Consider the following 20,434-nt stretch of genomic DNA (forward strand, 5'->3'; position numbering starts at 1 on the left):
TTGGGTGCGTTTGACATGCTCGAAATCACCACCCGTGAATTTCACTTTCACTCCGCGCTATGCGCACGAATAACCCCCGTTCCAGCGTACCAATTACGTGGAGGAAAACAACCCATGAGCAAGACCCAAACAAGCCATATTTCAGCACTCACACACGTCTCGTTAGTCGTCGCTGACCAGCAAGCCGCCCTCGAGTTTTACACCGAGAAACTCGGCTTCGAGAAGAAGATGGACATGCCGATGATGGACAACGACAGCGACGACCGGTGGATTACGGTCGGCGTGCCCGGCCAAGACGTCGAAATCGCGCTGCAGGCCATTGGCTGGTTCGACGGCCGCGACGAGGAGAAACTCCGCCCGCTCGTCGGGAACAACGCGATGCTGGCGTTCTCGGTCGATGACTGTCAGGCGACCTACGAGGACCTGAAAGAACGCGGCGTCGAGTTCGTCTCGGAGCCGACGGAACAAGACTACGGCACGGAAGCCATCGCGAGCGATATGGAGGGCAACGAGCTGTTGTTCTTCCAGCCGCCCGAATCGCAGTAAGGCAAACGCCACGCACCACCCGCTACCTGAATCGATTCACAAACCACCATGATTCACGAACACGTTTTTGCCGCCCTCGAAATCGAACGCGACAGACTGGCCACAGCCCCGCCCCCAGCCCAGCACACGCCTAACGATGACGCGGTGAGTGTGTCGGGTGTGCAAGCCGAATAAAACAGTGCGGCGGTGAACTCCCGCGTCTACAGCTCGTGGTGGACCGGGAAGGCAATCTCGACGGTTGCCTTGTAGTTCACAATCTCTCCGTTTTCTACGTCTGCCGTCCAGTCTTCGACTTCGACGCCGTGGATGTCATCGACCGACGCGGCGGCCTGTTTGACGGCTTCTTTGACGGCGGCTTCCCACGATTCGCTCGATGTGCCAAGCACTTTGATGATTTTAACAGCGGTCATCGCCCGTTCTAGTTCGACCGAAACGGAGATAAAATGTGTTAACAGAAATTGATAAATCGGGCGGTATTACGGACGTCGTGGTCTCAGAATGTGAGATTCACCAAAGAGTGCTCATTCGTTGGTGACCTTAGTACTAGTATGGACGCACGACAATCGACCTCGACACGCCGACGCTACCTCAAAGCGGCCGGTGCGGTCGTCACTGTTGGTCTCGCAGGTTGTGTTTCGACTCCGGGCGAACCCGGAGGAACCACGACCACGGATGCAACCGGCGACGACCTCGACGATGAGCACATGGATGACGAGCACATGGATGACGAGCATATGGACGACGGCCACATGGATGGCGAGGGCGACGAGGATACATACGCCCACGGCGACATCCAGATTGGCGAGCCAATGGCGAGTGTGACCGTTGAAATGGTCGGAGAAAACGGCTTCCACTTCCTGCCCCACGTCGTCCACATCGTCCCCGGCGGAACGGTGACGTGGGAACTGGTCAACAGCGTCCACGACACGGTGGCATACCACCCGGACAACGGCAAGCCAGCGCGAATCCCGGCAGGCACAGCCCCGTGGCGAAGCCCACTCATCAGCGACCCCGGTGAGACGTTCGCGGTGACCTTCGAGCAAGAGGGCGTCTACGACTACTTCTGCACGCCACACGAGACGTTTGGGATGGTCGGACGCGTCATCGTTGGTACGCCCGACCTCGACGCTGAGCCAGCGATGGCCCCACCACAAGACGACCTCCCGGCGGGCGCCCGCGAGGAGTTCGAACGGTACAACGAACTGACCCGTGAGGCGTTCGACCAGCACGAATAGCGGTGGCCAACCTTACGTGATGGTGTAGCGGTCGAAACGGCGAATTGCACTTTTGTACCCGAAGGCGGCGAGCAGCGAGATGACGAGAAGAGCGCCAGCGTAACTGCTCCACTGTACCGCGGTGAGCGAGATGGCTTCGATACCCGGCCCGAGCGATACGAACCACGATGCCAGCCCATCAGCTGGGAGCACCTGCATAGCGGGCACCTCCAGAAGGGCAGCCGGGAGGAGGGCATTTGCGATATGGTAGCGTTGTCTGTTTATCCACTTGACAGTATTGGATGAGCTATCAACTTCACTACATCCTTATACTCGACTCGCACAAGTCACGGGTAGGTGTATGAGTCGAGACCACCCGCTCGCCACGGTTGAGGCCCTGGCGCTCATCGCGCTCGGTGGCTTCGCCGGGGCGAACCTGCGCTATGCGACGAGTACGGTGCTGCCGGGGCTTCCGGGCACCCTCGTCGTGAACGTGGTGGGGAGTCTGTTGCTCGGCTTTTTCGTCTACGAACAGCGGTTTCTTGGCGTCTTCTCCGGACCGATGCGCCTCGCCATCACGACTGGGTTTCTCTCCTCGCTCACGACGTACTCGACGTTCGCGGTGCAGACGGCGCTGTCGCCCGAACTCGCGCTCGTGAACGTGGTGGCGAACTACGCGCTCGGCTTCGCGGCGGTATTCGTGGGACGGCTGGTCGCAAAATCACTGCCCGGCGCGCGCATCGGAACGAAGGAGGTGGAAATGTGAATCCCGCGTATCTCGTCGGGATTGGCGGCGCATTCGGGGCGATGGCGCGCTTTCTCGTCGCCGGGCGCGTGCCCGAAGGTCGACTCCCATACGGCACGCTCACCGTGAACGTCATCGGGAGTTTCGTCCTCGGGACGCTCACGTTCGTCGGCGTGTCTGACGACGCGATGCTCCTCGTCGGAACCGGCGCGTGTGGGGCATTCACGACGTTTTCGTCGTTCTCGGTCGAAACAAGCTTATTGTGGGAGCGCGGCCACCGGCTGCGGGCAGCGATGAACGCCGGAGGGAGCCTTCTCGCCTGTCTCGCGGCGATTGGCCTCGGCTGGCTCGTCGCCTCACTCCTCTGAGCTGCCGAAGCGTTTTTTGAGCGTTTCGTGTGCCCCGACGACCATCGCGGGGACAATGAGCATGAAGATGTGTTCTTCGACGGGAATGCCAAGTAGGTCGATGCCGGTTCTGAGCGGAATCGAAAACACACCCACAGTGAGCGTATACCAGTCCCAGACGTACGCAAACGGATAGAGAACCGCGATGGTTCGCGCGGCGTCGCGCCACGCATTTGAGTACCAGAGAAGCGCGAGCGCGACCACTCCCCAGAGCAGTTCTGTGAAAAGATATGTATACGGCCCGAACACACCAATGTTCGGCATCATCCGGTGTGATAGGTACTCGCATGATAAAGGTCTTGTCGCCGGATTAGCCCTAGTTTTCATTAGGGCTGCGCCCCTCTACCATATTGGGGACAATTGATGGATATTGCTGACATTGCCACTAACGATTTTGTCGAGGTCGACGTCGACCAGCGACTGAGTAAAGTGCGGTCAATTTTCGAACGGGAGAACCCAAAGGGTATCATCGTCACGAACGGCGACGAATACGCCGGTCTTGTGACCCAGCGCGAGTTGCTCCAGTCACACGTCGAAGACTCGACGAAAGTGGCCGCGCTGATGAAATCTGCCCCGAAAGTCGAACGAACGACCAACATCCGCGATGTCGCGCGGATGCTCGTCGAAGGCGGGACGAAAGTCGCCCCCGTCTTCGAAGACGACGCTCTCTGGGGCATCGTCACCGCGGATGCTATCTTAGAAGCCGTCCTCGAAAATCTGGACGTGCTTACTGTTGACCAGATTTACACCGACGACACCGTCACCGTCCACGAGTCAGACCGTGTCGGGCAGGCCATCAACCTCCTGCGCGAACACGGCGTCTCGCGTCTCCCCGTGGTCGATGACGACGGTCATCTCACTGGGATGGTGACGACCCACGACATCGTCGATTTCGTCGTCCGCGACATGAACAAAGCCACCCTTGGCGAGCGCTCTGGCGACATAGAGCGCATGCTCGACCTCCCCGTCTACGACATCATGAACAGCCCCGTGCGGACGATTACGCTCGGCGCGTCGGTTCGTGACGCCGTCTCTGGAATGCTCGAAAACAACTACGCAGGCCTCGTGGTCACGCCAGAAGAGAACGACCGCCTCATCGCTGGCGTCCTAACCAAAACCGACGTGCTCCGCGCACTATCCTACACGGAGGAAGAACACTTAGACGTCCAAATCACCAACATCAACCTGCTCGAAACGCTGAGCCGCGACGAAATTCGCGAAAGCATCGAAGCCGTCATCCAGAAGTACCAGCGGATGACCGTCCATCACGCCCACGTTCGCTTCCACGAGCACAAGGAGAAACTCCGCGGCACGCCGCTCATCCAGTGCCAGATTCGGATTCGGTCAGATCGTGGGCAGGTCGCTGGCTCCGGCGAAGGCTACGGTGCAGAGAACGCCTTCTACGTCGCCCTCGACAAGCTCGAACGCAACGTCATCGAGATGAAAGACATGCGTTCTGACGAAATCTACAAAGGGCAGTTGCTGCGGAAGCTCGGCGAATTATAGCAACTTTTTCTTCGTCGGGTGCGCTTCGCGCACCGCTCCTTGAAAAACTTGCATGAAAAAGGCCGAACGCGACTCAGTCGCTTTCGGGTGCGATACTTCCGTTTTACAACTCGTCTACGCCGACAAGCCCGTCTTGGGTAATCTGGAAGCGCGCCGTTTCACCGGTCGGTTTCGCGCGGTGTTTCTCGATGGTGACTCGACGGTTGCCGCCACGGAATCGGTCAAGGCGGAGCACCGTGCCCGTCCAGTGGGCGAGCGTGTGGCCGCCGAGCGGGCGCGCCGAGTCGCCGTCCGGGTCAGTGAACACCTGATTCGTGATGACGACGGCGAGGTCGTGTTTGCGGGCGAGCGAGAGTAGGTGCGTCATCTGGCGCGCGACTTTTCTCAGCGACTCACCTTCTTCTTCGGTCGTCCGTTCTAAGCGGTAGAAGCCGGTCGCGCTGTCGAGGACAATGAGGTCTGCACGCGAGGCGAGGTCGGTCGCGTCTCTGACGGCGGCTTCCTGTTCTGCGAAATCGTGGGCTTCTGAGATGATGATGCGCGAGGCGAGGTCAGAAACGTCTTCGCCCTTGGCTTTCGCCAGTTGTTGGAATCGGTCGATGGAGAGGCCTTCCGTATCGATGTAGAGCACCGTCCGTCCGGCGGCGGCTGTTTCGACGGCCGCGGCGAGCGCGAGATTGGTCTTCCCGGCGGCCGGCGGGCCGTACAGTTGCGTGACGGTGCCGCGCTCAAAGCCGCCGCCGAGGAGAGTATCGACGGGGCCACAGCCGGTCGGAACGGGCGCGTTTGACACACCCATCCTTTCGCCGTCTTCAGCAAAAAGGGTCCGGTCTGCCGAAGGATTTAGTCACCTGCGGCGCGGAGAAGGAGGGAGTGATAGTCGTCGCCACAACTGACTTCGAAGTGTATCACGAGGCAGTCGCAGAACTGCGCGAGCGCGGGGTGCAGTTTACCACCATCGAACCCGGCGACGAGTTCCCCGAGAACACGAACGTCGTCATCACGGGCGCAGACGACGAAATCGAGACGCCCGTGACCGTCGTCCGCGCGAAACCAGACGAGTGCCGGCACGCCGTCGAAGAAGCCCTCGCCCTCATGCGAAGCGGCGGCGGACGCACGATTGTTGGGATTGACCCCGGTGAACGCCCCGGTATCGCGGTGTTGAACGGCGATATAGTCATCGCCACGTTCCACGTCCCGCTCGCCCAAGCGGCGGCGATTATTTTGGCGGAGCTCGAGGGAGCTGTAGACCCGCTCGTCAGAATCGGTGACGGCGCTCGACTGCAGGGTACACGACTCATTGACGACCTCGATGGCATTCCCATCGAACTCGTTGACGAAACCGGCACGACGCCGTATCTCGGGACGGGCGCGCGCGGGATGGGCGACGTCATCGCCGCCATCAACATCGCCCACCTCTCGGGCGAACGCATCACCGAGCGAACCATCGAGCCGACGGCTGGCGAGTTACAGGTCATCAAAACGCGGTCGCGCGAACAGTCACCCGAGAATCGCGCGATAGGCGAGGAACTCGCCCGACGGGTTGCGGCGGGCGAACTGACCATCGAAGAAGCCCTCGAAGAACACCGCCAGCAGCTGAACGACCGGGATTAAGCGTCCCTGACCGCAGCCTCTGCCCGGCGCATGATTTCACGGATTGGGAGACCCGTTTTCTCCGCAACGAGGGCCGCGTCATCGTACTCCGCGCTCACGTCGTAGAGCGTGTCGTCTGCGTCGCTTGCGAGTTTGACCGAGACTTCGTAGGAATGGCCCTCGATGTCGAGTGTGGCGGTTTCGAAGCGGCGTTTTGCCGTCCAGCGGTGGCGAGCGACCATCTCTCGGATACCGAGCGTTCCCGTCTCTTCTGCGAGTTTCTGGGCGACTCGGGCGGCTTCCTCGGCGCGAACGATGACCTTCACGAGGTGGCCGGGCCGAGCCTTCTTCATCGTGACGGGAACGATACTCACATCGCGTGCGCCGACGGCGGTGAGCGTCTCTTGGAGGCCGCCGAGCACCTCGGGCGGGGCGTCGTCGAGGTTCGTTTCGAGGACGGTGATGGCTTCGGGGACGAGGCCACCACGAGCCTCACCGACGAGCGCGCGCAGGACGTTCGGCCGCTCTGGGAACGTCCAACCGCCCGCCCCGTAACCCGACTGTTCGAGATTCATCGCAGGCAGGGAATCGATTCCGCGGGCGAAGTGGGCGAGAATCGCCGCGCCGGTCGGCGTGAGCAGTTCGGCTTCGACGGGGCCGCCCTGCAGTTCCCAGTCGGCTTGCGCGGCGATTTCGACCACAGCGGGCGTTGGAATGGGGTAGGTGCCGTGGGCCATGTCGGCTTCACCGCCGCCCACAGCGAGCGGCGTCGTCAGCACTTGGTCAGGGGCGAGGTCGGCAATGAGAAGACACGCGCCGACCACGTCCGCGATGGCGTCATCCGCGCCGACTTCGTGGAAATGGGTGTCTTCGAGCGGGGCGTCGTGGACGGTTGCCTCTGCCTCACCGAGGATGCGGAAGACGGCTTTCGCGTCCGCCTCGACGAACGCGGAGAGGTTCATGCTCTCGACAATGTCGATGACCTCGGCGTAGGTTCGGTTCGGGCCTGCGCCTTCTGCGTGCGTGTGGTCGTCGCTGTGGTCGTGAGGGTGGCTGTGTTCATGCGTGTGCCCGTGGTCGTGCGCGTGCGTGTGATCGTGGCTGTGCCCCTCGCCGTGGTCGTAGCCCTCTGCGTCCTCGTGGGCGCGGCGTGCGTCCTCGTCTGTGAGCAACACGTCCACCTTCGTCGCCGCGATACCGTTTTTATCGACGATGTGGCAGTCATAGCGGATGTCGAGTGTCTCGGTGACGGGGGCGAGGGCAGCCTCGTTTGCGCCCGCGGCGAGCAACGCTCCGAGGAGCATATCGCCGCTCGCGCCCATTCGTCCGTCGAACGCAACTGTTCGCATATGCGAGAGGACGAAGGGCACGGAGAAAAACACCCGGTCTCGGCCCGATGTCAGACGCATGTCAGACCCGTCGCGCATCCTTTCGCCATCAGGCGAAAACGTGATACGCCGTGAGTGCTGGGAGCAAAAAGCATATCGCCATCCACGACAGAGTATACGCATCTCCCTGAACGTGAAAATAATATGAATGAAGTTCAACTTGAGGTCGCGAAAGCGTACCCAAATGACTCCGGTCGGGGCATCGCCCGCCTCGACCCGGACACGCTGTTGCATCTAAAGCTCAGCCCGGGCGACATCATCCAGATTGAGGGTGGCGACGTGACGGCGGCGAAGGTGTGGCGGGCGGACCGACAGGACTGGAACACCGATACGGTTCGCATCGACGGGTTCACTCGGCAGAACGCAGACGTGGGGATTGGCGAACGGGTCACCATCCGCAAAGCCGAGGCGAAAAAAGCAGAGAAACTGGTGCTCGCCCCGCCAGAAGACGCGAGCGTGCAGTTCGGCTCTGACGCCGCTGGCATGGTCAAACGCCAGATTCTGAAGCGTCCGGTCGTCGAACGCGACATCGTGCCCGTCATGTCGAGCACGAACCACCCGTTCATGCGCTCGCCCGGTCAGGCAATCCCGCTCATCGCCGTCGAGACAGAGCCTGAGGGCGTCGTCCTCATCACCGAGGACACGGAGGTCGAACTCCGCGAGGAACCGATCAGCGGCTTCGAGAAGACGGGCGGCGGCATCACCTACGAGGACATCGGTGGCCTCCAACAGGAGATTCAACGCGTCCGCGAGATGGTCGAGCTGCCGATGAAACACCCCCAGATTTTCAAGAAACTGGGCATCGAGCCGCCCCAGGGTGTCCTCCTCCACGGCCCACCCGGCACGGGGAAAACGCTGCTCGCAAAGGCCGTCGCAAACGAGACCAGCGCCAGCTTCTTCTCTATCGCTGGTCCCGAGATTATCTCGAAGTACTACGGTGAATCCGAGCAGCAACTGCGCGAAATCTTCGAAGACGCCGCAGAGGAGTCGCCCTCTATCATCTTCATCGACGAACTCGACTCCATCGCGCCAAAGCGCGAGGACGTGACCGGCGAAGTTGAACGCCGCGTCGTCGCCCAGTTGCTCACCATGATGGACGGGCTAGAGGCGCGGGGCAACGTCATCGTCATCGCCGCGACCAACCGCGTTGACTCGGTTGACCCAGCACTCCGCCGTCCCGGTCGCTTCGACCGCGAAATCGAGATCGGCGTCCCCGACGAGGAAGGCCGCAAGGAGATTCTGCAGGTCCACACGCGCGGCATGCCGCTCGCAGACGACGTGAGTCTCGATGACCTCGCAGAGGAGACCCACGGCTTCGTCGGCGCGGACATCGAATCGCTCACGAAGGAATCCGCGATGAAAGCCCTCCGGCGTTACCTGCCGGAGATTGACTTAGACGAAGAGGATATTCCCCCGTCGCTCATCGACCGCATGATTATCAAGTGGTCTGACTTCCGCGGTGCGCTCGCAGAGGTCGACCCCTCCGCGATGCGCGAAGTCCTTGTCGAGCTACCGAAGGTCAACTGGAAGGACGTCGGCGGCTTAGAGGACGCAAAGCAGAACGTGCAGGAGTCGGTCGAGTGGCCGATGAACTCCCCTGAGAAGTTCACCCGCATGGGTATCGACCCACCGGCGGGCGTGCTCCTCTACGGGCCGCCCGGCACGGGCAAGACGCTCATCGCCAAGGCCGTCGCAAACGAGACGAACGCGAACTTCATCTCGGTGCGCGGCCCGCAACTGCTCTCGAAGTGGGTCGGTGAGTCGGAGAAGGCCATCCGGCAAACCTTCCGCAAGGCGCGGCAGGTGGCCCCGACGGTCATCTTCTTCGACGAACTCGACAGCCTCGCGCCAAGCCGTGGCCGCGACACGGGCTCGAACGTCTCAGAGCGCGTCGTGAACCAACTGCTCACGGAACTCGACGGACTTGAAGACCGCGGCAACGTCATGGTCATCGCCGCGACCAACCGCCCGGACATGATCGACCCCGCGCTCATTCGCTCTGGTCGGTTCGACCGCCTCGTGCTCATCGGCGAGCCAAGCGAGGACGGCCGCGAGGAAATCTTAGAGATTCACACGAAGAACATGCCACTCGCCGCCGACGTGAGCCTAAAAGAGATTGCAGAAATCACCGAGGGCTACGTCGGCTCCGACCTCGAATCCATCGCGCGCGAAGCCGCCATCCAAGCACTGCGCGAGGATTCGGACGCAGACGTCGTGGAGATGCGCCACTTCCGCAAGGCGATGGAGAACGTCCGCCCGACTATCACCGACGACATGATGGAGTACTTCGAGCGCATCAAAGACGAGTTCAAGGGCGGCGCAGCAGAGCCAACGGCGGGTCGTCACAGCCGTATTGGCTTCCAGTAGCATCTTTTTCCGGCAGGGGTCGCGTCGCGACCCTCGCTGGCAAAAACTTTCACCGAAGCAGATCACGAAGACATGAAAAAGGCCGATCTGACGCTTCGCGTCTCCGCTGTACAAATGCTTGCTGTTGATTTTGGTTCGATTTTTCAAAGCCGACCGGAGGCTCACTGCGAGAGGATAGACGATTATTGCCGTTGCCGTCCTACGTTCACCTAGCGTTCGACAAAACGCGAGGAGATAGAGATGGCAGACCCAATTGTATTCAGAAGCACGCACCGAATCAAGGCCGGCAAAGCCACCGAGTACAAGGAACTCGTCCAATCGGTGACGAAGCAGTTAGAACAGGAAAAGCCCGGAACCGTCGTGCACCTCTCGTACTTCAACGAAGACGAGACCGAAGTGACCACGATTCACGTGTTCCCGGATGCGGCCGCGATGGACGCCCACATGGGAGGAGTCGATAACCGCGTGAAGAAGGCCGCTGAACTCCTCGAATTCAAAACATTCGAAGTGTTCGGTGAACCAACCGAGGAGGCACTCGCCGTCCTGGAACGGACGCCCGGGGCTACGATTAGCCACGTTCCGAACTTCATTGGTGGGTATCTCAGACCCGGAGCGACTCGACCCGCAGCGTAGTCACCACCGGTGACGCGCAGGATTTCTCGAAAAGTAGTGTGACCGGATTACTCGTATCCGAGTTCCGCAGCCACGTCGCTGAACGGAACTGAACCCTCCGTCTGGATAACGTCCGGGTCGAGGGCGTCAGTAGAAAGAACGTCAGTGGACGTGAGAAACGGCCACACGCATTCTTGTTGGCCGAAGGCGTTGAGAAAGAACTCGATTTCTTCTTTGCTGATCGGTGGGCGGAACATCTCCGGATCGTCGCCGACGAAGTCGTCTTCGTAGGCTGGCACGTCGCCTTCCGCGAGGTCTCCCACCACGATACGCATTGCCATCCCGAAAAGTTCGTGTGGCGCACAGACGATGTCGTACAGTCCTTCCACGTCGAACTGGTAGAGCCAGAATCCGCCGATGTTAATAATCGGCGAGGAGAACGGTGGTACACCTTCTGGAACGCGCTGTTGGCGGCCGTGTCCATTGTGGAGCGCTGTTATCGTGTGGTCAGGCGTGGTAAAGTTGAACCGAACGATGTCTCCAGGCTCGACGTGTAGTCCGGTCGGCTCAAAGTGGAAGAACGGTGGATTCGTATCCTCCATCCCCTCTGGGAAGTCGATGTGCAAGTCTACCTCGTGGTTCGGTTGAAGCTTTCTAGGGAGACGGACGTCACACGGTGAAGAGTAGCCGTAATACGAATCGATGTACGGTGGGTCTGGTTGTTCGTGACCAGCACTTACCGTCCCACTCGCGACTGTGAGCGCAGCTCCGCCACCCAACAGTTTGAGTATCAACCGCCGGCTCACGCCGTACGTTTGCAAGACCTCTACAAGGTCTGTTTCTGAATGACTTACCTCCGAGATATTCTTTTTCTCTGTCATTTTTCAGACACCCCATAGCGATGACAGTCACTTGTGACATGCCAAGGCTACGTGTGGGTACGCCCTGTAGAGCCGTCAGTATGCTGCAGATAGACACGAATAAGCGGATATTATCCGAGAAAGACGCATGAACTGGTCTGAACCGACGCTGTGGCCGAACTGCACGGTGAATACCTCGATGTGAAGGCTCTACGAGAGAATTAATCGAACTTCACAGACACCCACTATTTGAGCGGAGACTCGAGCTCAAGCCCGATTGGGCTGCAGTCACCGAATGAATCGATCGCTATCCAGTTATCTACCGCGAGTGAGTGAAACGAACGAGTGGGGGCGCGGTCTGACCAACGGAAAGACTGCTGTTTTGATGCATCTTTTACCCGGGAGGCGAAGCCGACCGGCAGTAAAAGGTGCGCGTTCAGTAGATGAGCGTATCGTCGTTCTCGACCATGTAGAGCGTCCGGGCCGAGATGTTGACGGCGTGGTCGCCAACGCGCTCTAAGTCGCGGATGGTGAGCAGGAGACGCGAGACGTCCTGCATGAGCGTCTCGACTTCTTTCTCGCTCGTCGTGTCGTCGATTTCGGTCTCGATGAGGTCGCGCACCACGAGACTGGAGGCGCGCTCGCAGAGGGCGTCTAGGTCGTCGTCACGCTCTGAGATTTCGTAGGTCGCTTCCGCGTCATTCTCCGCGTAGGCGTCCATGGCGTCTTCGACCATGTCGAGGGTAAGCGAGCCAATCTCTTGGATGTCCACTTCGGGGAACATGTCTCGCGAGGCGGTGAGCGTGTAGTTCCCGAGGTTGGTTGCGAGGTCTGCGATGCGTTCTAAGTCGGTGATAATCTTGAACGAAGAGGCGATAAAGCGCAGGTCTGAGGCGACCGGTTGCTGGAGGGCAATCAGGTCGATACAGTCCTGTTCTAAGTCGAGATAGAGCTGGTTGACCTCGTCGTCGCCGTCGATGACTTCGTGGGCGAGGTCGTGGTCTTTCTGTTCGAGCGCGTCGAGCCCCATGCGGAGGCGTTCGAGGACGACTTCGCTCATGTAGAGGACGTCTTCGCGCAGTTCGCCTAGTTGTTCTTGAAACGTTTCCCGTGCCATGTGTATTATCCGAACTTGCCCGTGATGTAATCTTCGACCCGCTGACTCTCTGGGTTTTCGAAGATTTTGTTCGTGTCATCGAATTCGACGAGTTCGCCACCGGTCAGGAACACCGCGGTTTTGTCCGAAATCCGGGCGGCCTGCTGCATGTTGTGGGTGACGATGATGACGGTGTACTTCTCTGAGAGCTCTTCGATGAGGTCTTCGATTTGCGAGGTTGCGACGGGGTCGAGCGCGCTTGCGGGCTCGTCCATCAGGATGACCTCGGGGTCAACCGCGATGGCGCGAGCGATACACAGGCGCTGTTGTTGCCCGCCCGAGAGTTCGAGGCCGGACTCATCGAGTCGGTCTTTGACCTCCTCCCAGAGCGCGGCGGCCTTGAGGGCGTTCTCGACTTTCTCGTCCATGTTGTCGGTTTTGCCCTGAATCTTTAGGCCGTAGGCGACGTTGTCGTAGATGCTCTTTGGAAACGGGTTTGGGTGCTGGAACACCATGCCGACGCGCCGACGGAGCGCGACGGGGTCGACATCGTCGTCGTAGACGTTCTTGCCGTCGAGCAACAGCTCGCCTTCAACGCGAGCGGCGTCGATGAGGTCGTTCATCCGGTTGATACAGCGCAGGAAGGTTGACTTCCCACAGCCGGAGGGGCCAATGAGCGCTGTGACCTGCTTTTCGGGGATGGCGAGGTCGATGTTCTGGAGCGCTTGGTCGTCGTTGTAGAACACGTTCACGTCGCGTGCTTCGACGACGGCGCGGGCGTCTCCAGCCGTGGAGCCTGAGAGCCCGGCGGTGACGTCGGTCTCCAACAACATCTCGTCGTTGGTTGGGTCGTCTGTCTCTACCTCTTCGTTCGAAGTCATATTCTCTTGTGACATGGTTAGTTCTCGCTCTGATACCTGTTGCGGAGGACAATCGCGATGGAGTTCATCGTCAAGAGGACGATGAGCACCGTCACGACACCCGCCGCGAGCACACCGTGTTGGAAGTCTTGTTGTGGGTAAGACGCCCACGTGAAGATTTGCAGCGGCATCGCACTGGCCCCGTCCGACAGCGAGGTTGGAACCGAGAACGACGACGTCGGCGCGGCGATGATGATGAGCGGTGCCGTTTCACCGATAGCACGACCGATCGCGAGAATCGTCCCAGTCAGGATGCCTGGAATCGACCGCGGAAGGACGACTTCGCGGATTGTCTGCCACTTCGTCGCGCCCATCCCGTAGGATGCCTGCCGAAGCGAACTCGGCACGGCGCGAATCGCCTCTTGTGAGGAGATGATGACGATGGGGAGGATGAGCAGCGAGAGCGTCATTCCACCCACGAGGACAGACCCGATACCGAGATTCAAGAGGTTGATGAACAAACCCAGTCCGAGCAGTCCGTAGACGACTGACGGAACGCCTGCGAGGTTGGAGATGTTAATCTGGATAAACCGCGTCGTGCGGTTGTCAGGTGCGTACTCCTCTAAGTAGACCGCGGCCCCGACACCAATCGGGAAGGAGAACAGCACGATGACCACCATCAGCATCACAGAACCGACGAGTGCCGAGTAAATGCCTGCCTGCTGTGGGTCTGGGTTCGGGAGGCTAGAGAGGAACTGGAAGTCAATCCAGGCCATCGGGCCGGTGAATCCAGCCGTCCGCGCGATGAGTTCTGCGGCGAACAAGCCACCAAAGACGACGATTGGAATCACCAAGCCATCGCGTGCGCCGATGGTGTGCTCCTTGGAGAAGATGTCCTCAACGAAGAGCGCGAGAGGGACGACGACGGTCAAAAAGAGGATGACACCGATGCTCTGTTCGACGCCGGCGAAGAGCGCGACGAATGCGCTCGCGGCCGCGCCAGCGAAAACAAGGCCACCAGTGACGAGGCCGGTTCGTTGATTCTCGAATTTCCGAGCGAAATGACGGCCCGTGAGAAGTGCGCCTGCCAGCCCGAACGTGGTGAGCATAGAAAACCACTTGACGGGTTCGAACGGCGAGAACAGGAGGAAAATCTCCGGGATGCTGTGGTAGTAGCCCGGAAGGCCGACCATCACGTACCCGCCCACGAACAGCACGAACAGGAGTTTTTCGTAGATGTTTGCGGTAGGTCTGAGTTTGCGGTGCCCCCAGATGAGCGCGGCCGTGAGCGCGACCCCGACCATGTGGTAGAACCACACGTCGTCGTCGAGTACGTCGATGAAGATGACGAGGATGGCCGTCCCAAGGAGCAACCCGGCGACTGGAAGCCCGGTCGTAGCAAAGCCAAGTTTGAGGCCGCGTGGATTTTTTATCGAGAAATACCCGAATACGAGCAACGAGGGGACTACGAACACACCCGCGTACGCGAGCAACCATGAGGTGCTCGCCGAGGTTGGCTCCACGGCGTCGATGGTGACGTAGATGAGGAGCACGGTGAGAGCGACGATTCCCACGAGTGCGGATGCGAGAAGGGCGTATCTAAAGAAGATGCCCTTGGTACGGCTTACCTGCCCGAATCCGTCTTTCTGAGTGGAGGTTTGCGTTGCCATTATTCGTAGCTCTCCCGGTAGTGTTCAGCGATGAGATCGCTGATGATGTTCATCACGAGGGTGATGACGAACAGGGTGAGCCCGATTGCGAACAGACTCCGGTAGGCCCGACCCTGCGATGCAATGTCGCCCGTCCCGAGGGCAATCATAGCGGATGTCATCGTCTGGAGCGATTGCGTGTAGGTGGCTGGGAGGAAGGGGTTGACGAGGTTTGGTTTCAACCCTGCGGCGACCACCACAATCATCGTCTCACCGATTGCGCGAGACAGCGCGAGGATGAACGACGAGGCAATACCGGAGATTGCGGCAGGAACGACGATACCAGTCGAGACGTTGAATTTCGTCGCTCCAAGGCCGTATCCCGCCTGTCGAAGTGAGTCCGGGACTGCGCTCATCGCGTCTTCGCTGATGGACGAAACCATCGGGATAATCATGATTCCCACCATCAACGACGCAGAGAGGGCGTTGAACGTCCCGAGGACAGGGATGAACTGTTTGAGGAACGGGGTGATGTACACGAGCGCGAAGATACCGTAAACGACGGTTGGGATGCCTGCGAGCACTTCGAGCGCAGGTTTGAGCACGGAGCGCACGCGCGGACTCGCGTACTCACTCAGGTAGATGGCGGTTCCAAGCCCGAGAGGGAGGGCAACGAGGGCCGAACCGACCATAATCGTGAGCGTCCCCGTGATGAGAGGGAGCACGCCGAACTGTTTTGGATTAATCGTTGGCGACCACGTCGTTCCGAGGAGGAAGTCGAGCACGGGAACGGTCTGTTCTGCGGGAATGCCCAGAGTCGACCCCGTCACTCGGAAGAAACGTGCAGCATCACCGACCAGCGCGAAGATGATACCAATCGTCGTTACAATCGACACGGCCGCGCATGCGAAAAAGAACCACCGAATAAGCCGCTCTCTCGGCGAGTTCGCGACACGCACGGTCATGTCGAGTGGTTGAGAATCAGTGCTCATTTACTTGGAAGTAATTTTTTTGGTTTCGGAAAAAGCGCTTCGTTTTGCTGGGGAGACGTTATCCCTGCGCTTCTTCGATTGCGGTTTCGAGATCGGAGAGTTGTTTTTGCATGTCCTCTTCGGTGTTTGGGACGTAGCCAACCTGTTCTGCGACGAGTTCCTTGTTCGCGCTCTGTTCGACGAAAAATTTCGCGAATTCGGCGACTTCAGGCCGTGCGAGGGCGCTTTTCTTTGGGTAGGTGAACAGCGGACGGGAAAGTGGCTTGTACTCACCAGATTTCGCCGTCTCGATGGATGGTTCGACACAGCCACTGCCGTTGTCGATTTTGAGTGCTTTCACCGAGTCTGGGTTGTTGGAGTAGTACGAGAAGCCGAAGTAGCCCATCGCGTACTCGCTTCCCTGCACACCGCTCACGATGTTGCGGTCGTCTTCAGTTGGGGAATAGTTCTGTGTGTGGTTTCCCTCTTCTTCGATAATGGCCTCGGTGAAGTAGTCAAACGTCCCTGACGTGGATGCCGCACCGAAGAGTTCGAACGGTTCGTCGGGCCATTCAGAGCGAATGTCGCTCCACTTTTTGGCACCATTTGGTTCCCAGATTTTCTTGAGCTCCTCTACGGTAATGCAGTCGACCCAGTCTGCCTCGTTGTTGACGACGACGGTAAGGGCGTCCGTCGCCACGTTGAGTTCGAGCCATTCGACGCCAGCGTCCTTACAAAGCTGTTCTTCGCTCTCTTTAATTGGGCGAGAAGCGTTGTTGAACGCGGTTTTGTCCTGGCAGAAGAACTTCGAAAAGCCACCACCAGAGCCAGTCGAACTGATGTTGATGTTGACCTCTGGGTGCTCCTCGCGGAATTTCACGGCGACTGCCTCTGCGAGTGGGAAGACGGTGGATGATCCCGCAATTTCGATTGTTCCCGAGAGGTTATCTTCGCCGTCCGAGTTCGTTCCGTCGTCACCGGTGCTACTCTCTGAAACGCACCCTGCAATGCTCAGTGCGCCGACGCCTGCCGCAGCGGTGATGAATTTGCGACGCGAAACGAAGCTGGGTTTGTCTGCCATCATCTGAGCCATTCGGATTTGGGAATAAATACCCTCCTATGATTTCTATATAGTAATAATTATGGGACAAATGAACAAAGAAGAAGGTCAGGCAAATTGAACAAGGTTAGCGGAAAATACCCCCTGAAAGAGACGAATTTTGCAGTGTGTTACACAAACCCAATACAAGCCCAATAGTATACAGAGGGTGAAATTTCGCCCCCATGACGATTGAAAATATTAAATGAGTGTGGACTGTCGCCGCAATGAAAGGAGAAATTCGAGAAAATATGTAGAGAGGGATCGATTTATTTATCATAGAGGTGAAGAGGATGCATATGGAAACGCGGAAGGTTCAAATCACGGGTGGCTCAACGTTCACCGTTTCCCTCCCGAAAACCTGGGCGACGGACAACGGAATCAAAGCCGGAAGCGAGATTGCGTTTTTCAAAGAAGACGACTCGCTGGTTCTCACGCCAAACGACGAATCGACGCACGTAGAGGGCACCCTCGACATCGTCGGGCTCAAAGGTGATGAGTTGATGCGCGCCATCGTCACAATGTACGTAAGCGGCTTCGACATCATCACGCTCGAAACCTCACGCGTCACCTCAGAACAGCGCCGAGCGATTCGCAAAGCCACCCAAGGGCTCGTCGGCCTCGAAGTCATCGAAGAGACCTCAGACCGCGTTGTCTTACAGGACCTCCTCGACTCGGCTGAACTCTCCGTGTTGAACGCCATCACGCGCATGCGCCTCGTCGCGCTCTCGATGCTCAAAGACGCGGTCACCGCCCTCGCGGACAACGACGACGACCTCGCGCGCGACGTGATGGAGCGCGACGACGACGTAGACCGCCTCTGGTTTATGATCTCACGCGTGTTCCGCTCTGCGCTGCGCAACCCAACGGCCGCAACTGAAGTCGGCCTCCCGCGCGAGACGACGTTCGACTACCACTCCAGTGCGCGCCAGTTAGAACGCATCGCAGACCACGCGACGAAAATCGCGAGCATCACGCTCGAACTCGGGGCCATCCCCGACGAAGCCACAACGGCCATCGAGGAGCTCTACACCGACGCCGCGACCATCGTCGAGATGGCGATGGACGCGCTGTTAGAAGACGACCCCGAGCGCGCAACCCGGCTCGCAAACGACGCGAGCGAGAAGATTGCAGGCATCGACAAACAGACGCGGAACGTGGACAACCTCATCCGCGACCTGAACCCACACCGCGCCCAACTGCTCGGCCTCATCGTGGACTCGCTCTCACGGAGTGCTGACTACGGCGGGAACATCGCAGAGACGGCGCTCCAGAAGGCAGCCCCCCGCCCGTAGCGCCGGTTCGCCCACTCCTCCCGTGAGTTCGGCGGCGGACGAGCGGAGTTCTTAGTCGTCGTTCGCGTAGGACATGCTATGGTCGACACCGAACTCAATCGCGGCTTAGAAGGAATCGCCGTCGCGGAGACACGACTGAGTTACATCGACGGGGAGGCGGGGACGCTCATCATCGGCGGGTTTCCCGTCTCCGAACTGGCGGCCAACGCAACGTTCGAGGAGAGTGTCTTCCTCCTGTTGAACGACCGGCTGCCAACCGCAGACGAACTCGTGGCGTTTCGCACGTCACTCGCGAGCAGCCGGGAACTCACAGACGAGACGCGATCCGGGCTCAAACGCGCCGCAGCGGAGGGCGTCGACCCGATGGACGCCCTCAGGATGGGTGTCGCGGCCGCAAATCTCGGGGCGGAAACGGCGACAGCCCAACAGGCAGTCGAGCGAACCATCGCCGTGTTTCCGACAGTTGTGGCCGCTTACTGGCGCTACCGACAGGGCGACGACCCGGTCGCACCGCGAGACGACCTGCGACACGCCGCGAACTACCTCTACATGCTAACGGGGACAGAACCGAGCGACGCGGCGACCGCGGGGCTCGAAACCTACCTGAATACAGTCATCGACCACGGGTTGAACGCGTCTACGTTCACCGCCCGCGTCGTCGTCTCCACCGAGTCGGACGTCGTGTCGGCGGCGACGGCCGCGGTAGGGTCGCTCAAAGGGCCACTCCACGGCGGCGCGCCCGGTCCCGTCCTCGAAATGCTCATGGAGGTACACGAGTCGGGCGATGCGGAGGGGTACGTTCGCCGGAAACTCGCCGCGGGTGAGCGGCTGATGGGATTCGGTCACCGGGTGTATCGGGTTCGAGACCCCCGCGCTGCGGTGTTGTCTGCGGCCGCCGAACGTTTCTACGAAGCCGGTGGCGACGCCGACTTTTTCGAGACCGTGAGCGCGTTCGAAGCGACGGCGGTGGAGCTGCTCGCAGCACACAAGCCAGACCGGCGGCTCGATACGAACGTCGAGTACTACACCGCGGCCCTGCTGTTCGGCGTCGGCATTCCTCGCGATCTCTTCACGACGACGTTCGCCGTGGCGCGTGTCGGTGGATGGATGGCACACTGCCTCGAACAGGCCGCCGATAACCGAATCATCCGCCCGCGCAGTCGCTACGTCGGCGCAACCGACAGGACGTGGACCCCCATCGACGACCGATAGGTGTCCCGTTCACTCAGTCGAGAAAAAAGCGGTGGACGGCCACCGCGCGGTGAGACAGCTTATTCGACGAGAACGCCGTTGACCTGTCCGTCCTGACCGGGACGGGAGGTGACGCGGACGACGCCCTCGTTCGTGGTGAGGAGTGCGCCCTTCGTGATGATGTTCCGGCGGGCGTAGTTCGGGTTCGAGTTGTTCTCTTTTACGCCCTCAATCGTCGCCGTGACGGACGTGCCGTCGCCCTTGGCGATGGTCACGGAGTCCGTGGAGATGGCGCGGAGCTTTTTCGTGTTGCCGCGGCCTTCGACGACGCGGAACTTCGCGTCACCGACGTGCGTTTCGGTTGGTTGACGGCCGAGTTCGTGCTTCTTTTTGTTGCGAAGCGAACGGCGTCGCCCACCCGTGCGTTTGCGCATGGAGCGTCCCTGGTCTTTCATACCCCATCAAAGGCAAACGGACTACTTGAATCGCACGACTCGTACCGCTCTCCTCCCGCTCCACTCGCCACAAGCCCCAAACACGGAGACACCGGCACACTTACACCGGCACAGAAAATCAATGGAGACGATGAGTATTCGGGTCGCCGCCGCCGCACCGTTTCGCACGAAAGGCAAGCGAAAACTCGCAGAAAGCGAGTTCGTCGTTGCCCTCTCGCTCGACCGCGACTGGTTTTCTCCAGACCAAGCGAAACGACTCGTCGATATCGCCGTGAGCCAAGGTCTGCTCCGACGCGAAGACGACGCGCTGCACTGCGCGTTCGACCCCGACGACGTGACCATCCCCGACGATTTTTCGCCCGACGCAAGCCTGCTCAACGAGCGCTCGACGTTCGAGAAAATCTTAGACCGCCTCATCGCCGATGGCCACAGCAAACAGGAGGCCGTCGCGGGCGTAAACGAACTCCAACGCGGCCTCGGAGTGACCATCGAGGCGGCGGCGGTCCTCTACGCCCACCGTCGGGGGGTCGCCGTGGGCGACGAAGCCGCGGCGGCGCTGGCCGAACTCTGAAGCCATAAA

General features: G+C 59.8%; 23 protein-coding genes. 11 read left to right on the forward strand and 12 right to left on the reverse strand.

The window, feature by feature from the left end; translation table 11 throughout:
• The first annotated feature begins 114 nt into the window (after positions 1–114).
• Positions 115–546 (forward strand): VOC family protein, encoded by a 432-nt coding sequence (locus tag V5N13_RS04775; RefSeq protein WP_336359836.1) that lies wholly within the window; start codon positions 115–117, stop codon positions 544–546.
• Positions 547–746: 200 nt separating this feature from the next.
• Here the strand turns inward: V5N13_RS04775 and V5N13_RS04780 are convergent, their stop codons facing one another.
• The gene (locus tag V5N13_RS04780) at positions 747–956 is read right to left on the reverse strand and encodes a dodecin family protein (protein WP_336359837.1); all 210 of its coding nucleotides are present in this window, start codon (positions 954–956) and stop codon (positions 747–749) included.
• 138 nt (positions 957–1,094) lie between these two features.
• On the opposite strand from V5N13_RS04780, the gene V5N13_RS04785 reads away from it, so the two are divergent.
• Positions 1,095–1,781, forward strand: coding sequence for a cupredoxin domain-containing protein (locus V5N13_RS04785; RefSeq protein ID WP_336359838.1), 687 nt, complete (start codon positions 1,095–1,097; stop codon positions 1,779–1,781).
• Positions 1,782–1,793: 12 nt separating this feature from the next.
• Here the strand turns inward: V5N13_RS04785 and V5N13_RS04790 are convergent, their stop codons facing one another.
• Positions 1,794–1,979: a hypothetical protein gene (locus tag V5N13_RS04790; protein ID WP_336359839.1), complete on the reverse strand. Its 186-nt coding sequence runs from the start codon at positions 1,977–1,979 to the stop codon at positions 1,794–1,796.
• A gap of 142 nt (positions 1,980–2,121) precedes the next feature.
• On the opposite strand from V5N13_RS04790, the gene V5N13_RS04795 reads away from it, so the two are divergent.
• Positions 2,122–2,526, forward strand: a complete 405-nt coding sequence (locus tag V5N13_RS04795) for a CrcB family protein (RefSeq protein WP_332899713.1) — start codon at positions 2,122–2,124, stop codon at positions 2,524–2,526.
• Complete coding sequence (gene crcB, locus V5N13_RS04800; RefSeq protein ID WP_336359840.1) at positions 2,523–2,873, forward strand: fluoride efflux transporter CrcB; 351 nt, start codon at positions 2,523–2,525, stop codon at positions 2,871–2,873. Before V5N13_RS04795 ends, crcB begins: the two co-directional genes overlap by 4 nt.
• Here the strand turns inward: crcB and V5N13_RS04805 are convergent.
• Complete coding sequence (locus V5N13_RS04805) at positions 2,862–3,179, reverse strand: lycopene cyclase domain-containing protein (RefSeq protein ID WP_336359841.1); 318 nt, start codon at positions 3,177–3,179, stop codon at positions 2,862–2,864. The two genes, crcB and V5N13_RS04805, sit on opposite strands and share 12 nt — an antisense overlap.
• Positions 3,180–3,275: 96 nt before the next feature.
• Here V5N13_RS04805 and V5N13_RS04810 point away from each other — a divergent pair, with 96 nt between their 5' ends.
• Entirely contained in the window at positions 3,276–4,418 is a 1,143-nt protein-coding gene (locus V5N13_RS04810) for a CBS domain-containing protein (protein WP_336359842.1), read from the forward strand.
• 103 nt (positions 4,419–4,521) lie between these two features.
• On the opposite strand, the gene radB is transcribed toward V5N13_RS04810, so the two are convergent.
• Complete coding sequence (gene radB, locus V5N13_RS04815; RefSeq protein ID WP_332899721.1) at positions 4,522–5,217, reverse strand: DNA repair and recombination protein RadB; 696 nt, start codon at positions 5,215–5,217, stop codon at positions 4,522–4,524.
• Between the two features lie 74 nt (positions 5,218–5,291).
• Between radB and V5N13_RS04820 the strand changes: the two genes are divergently transcribed.
• Positions 5,292–6,032, forward strand: coding sequence for a hypothetical protein (locus V5N13_RS04820; protein ID WP_336359843.1), 741 nt, complete (start codon positions 5,292–5,294; stop codon positions 6,030–6,032).
• Here the strand turns inward: V5N13_RS04820 and larC are convergent.
• The gene (larC, locus tag V5N13_RS04825) at positions 6,029–7,360 is read right to left on the reverse strand and encodes a nickel pincer cofactor biosynthesis protein LarC (RefSeq protein ID WP_336359844.1); all 1,332 of its coding nucleotides are present in this window, start codon (positions 7,358–7,360) and stop codon (positions 6,029–6,031) included. The two genes, V5N13_RS04820 and larC, sit on opposite strands and share 4 nt — an antisense overlap.
• Positions 7,361–7,543: 183 nt before the next feature.
• On the opposite strand from larC, the gene V5N13_RS04830 reads away from it, so the two are divergent.
• Positions 7,544–9,766: a CDC48 family AAA ATPase gene (locus tag V5N13_RS04830; protein WP_336359845.1), complete on the forward strand. Its 2,223-nt coding sequence runs from the start codon at positions 7,544–7,546 to the stop codon at positions 9,764–9,766.
• A 240-nt stretch (positions 9,767–10,006) separates the two neighbouring features.
• Positions 10,007–10,399, forward strand: coding sequence for a putative quinol monooxygenase (locus V5N13_RS04835; protein WP_336359846.1), 393 nt, complete (start codon positions 10,007–10,009; stop codon positions 10,397–10,399).
• A 47-nt stretch (positions 10,400–10,446) separates the two neighbouring features.
• Here V5N13_RS04835 and V5N13_RS04840 read toward each other — a convergent pair whose 3' ends face one another.
• From V5N13_RS04840 to V5N13_RS04865, 6 genes are all read right to left on the reverse strand, one after another.
• Positions 10,447–11,004 (reverse strand): plastocyanin/azurin family copper-binding protein, encoded by a 558-nt coding sequence (locus tag V5N13_RS04840; protein ID WP_336359847.1) that lies wholly within the window; start codon positions 11,002–11,004, stop codon positions 10,447–10,449.
• Between the two features lie 670 nt (positions 11,005–11,674).
• The gene (phoU, locus tag V5N13_RS04845; protein ID WP_332899722.1) at positions 11,675–12,355 is read right to left on the reverse strand and encodes a phosphate signaling complex protein PhoU; all 681 of its coding nucleotides are present in this window, start codon (positions 12,353–12,355) and stop codon (positions 11,675–11,677) included.
• 5 nt (positions 12,356–12,360) lie between these two features.
• Positions 12,361–13,230: a phosphate ABC transporter ATP-binding protein PstB gene (pstB, locus tag V5N13_RS04850; RefSeq protein WP_336359848.1), complete on the reverse strand. Its 870-nt coding sequence runs from the start codon at positions 13,228–13,230 to the stop codon at positions 12,361–12,363.
• Between the two features lie 2 nt (positions 13,231–13,232).
• The gene (gene pstA / locus V5N13_RS04855) at positions 13,233–14,864 is read right to left on the reverse strand and encodes a phosphate ABC transporter permease PstA (protein ID WP_336359849.1); all 1,632 of its coding nucleotides are present in this window, start codon (positions 14,862–14,864) and stop codon (positions 13,233–13,235) included.
• Entirely contained in the window at positions 14,864–15,835 is a 972-nt protein-coding gene (pstC, locus tag V5N13_RS04860) for a phosphate ABC transporter permease subunit PstC (protein WP_336359850.1), read from the reverse strand. Before pstC ends, pstA begins: the two co-directional genes overlap by 1 nt.
• A gap of 58 nt (positions 15,836–15,893) precedes the next feature.
• A complete protein-coding gene (locus tag V5N13_RS04865; protein ID WP_336359851.1) occupies positions 15,894–16,895 on the reverse strand; it encodes a PstS family phosphate ABC transporter substrate-binding protein in 1,002 nt (333 codons plus the stop codon).
• Between the two features lie 317 nt (positions 16,896–17,212).
• Between V5N13_RS04865 and V5N13_RS04870 the strand changes: the two genes are divergently transcribed.
• The gene (locus V5N13_RS04870; RefSeq protein ID WP_336359852.1) at positions 17,213–18,208 is read left to right on the forward strand and encodes a PhoU domain-containing protein; all 996 of its coding nucleotides are present in this window, start codon (positions 17,213–17,215) and stop codon (positions 18,206–18,208) included.
• Positions 18,209–18,286: 78 nt separating this feature from the next.
• The gene (locus V5N13_RS04875; protein ID WP_336359853.1) at positions 18,287–19,420 is read left to right on the forward strand and encodes a citrate synthase/methylcitrate synthase; all 1,134 of its coding nucleotides are present in this window, start codon (positions 18,287–18,289) and stop codon (positions 19,418–19,420) included.
• Positions 19,421–19,479: 59 nt separating this feature from the next.
• Here V5N13_RS04875 and V5N13_RS04880 read toward each other — a convergent pair whose 3' ends face one another.
• Positions 19,480–19,854, reverse strand: coding sequence for a 30S ribosomal protein S8e (locus V5N13_RS04880; protein ID WP_332899729.1), 375 nt, complete (start codon positions 19,852–19,854; stop codon positions 19,480–19,482).
• Between the two features lie 130 nt (positions 19,855–19,984).
• Here V5N13_RS04880 and V5N13_RS04885 point away from each other — a divergent pair, with 130 nt between their 5' ends.
• On the forward strand, positions 19,985–20,425 hold the full coding sequence (locus V5N13_RS04885) for a DUF2240 family protein (RefSeq protein WP_332899730.1): 441 nt from the start codon (positions 19,985–19,987) through the stop codon (positions 20,423–20,425).
• Positions 20,426–20,434: the final 9 nt, after the last annotated feature.

The organism is Haladaptatus sp. ZSTT2 (assembly GCF_037081775.1).
GTDB lineage: Archaea > Halobacteriota > Halobacteria > Halobacteriales > Halococcaceae > QDMS2.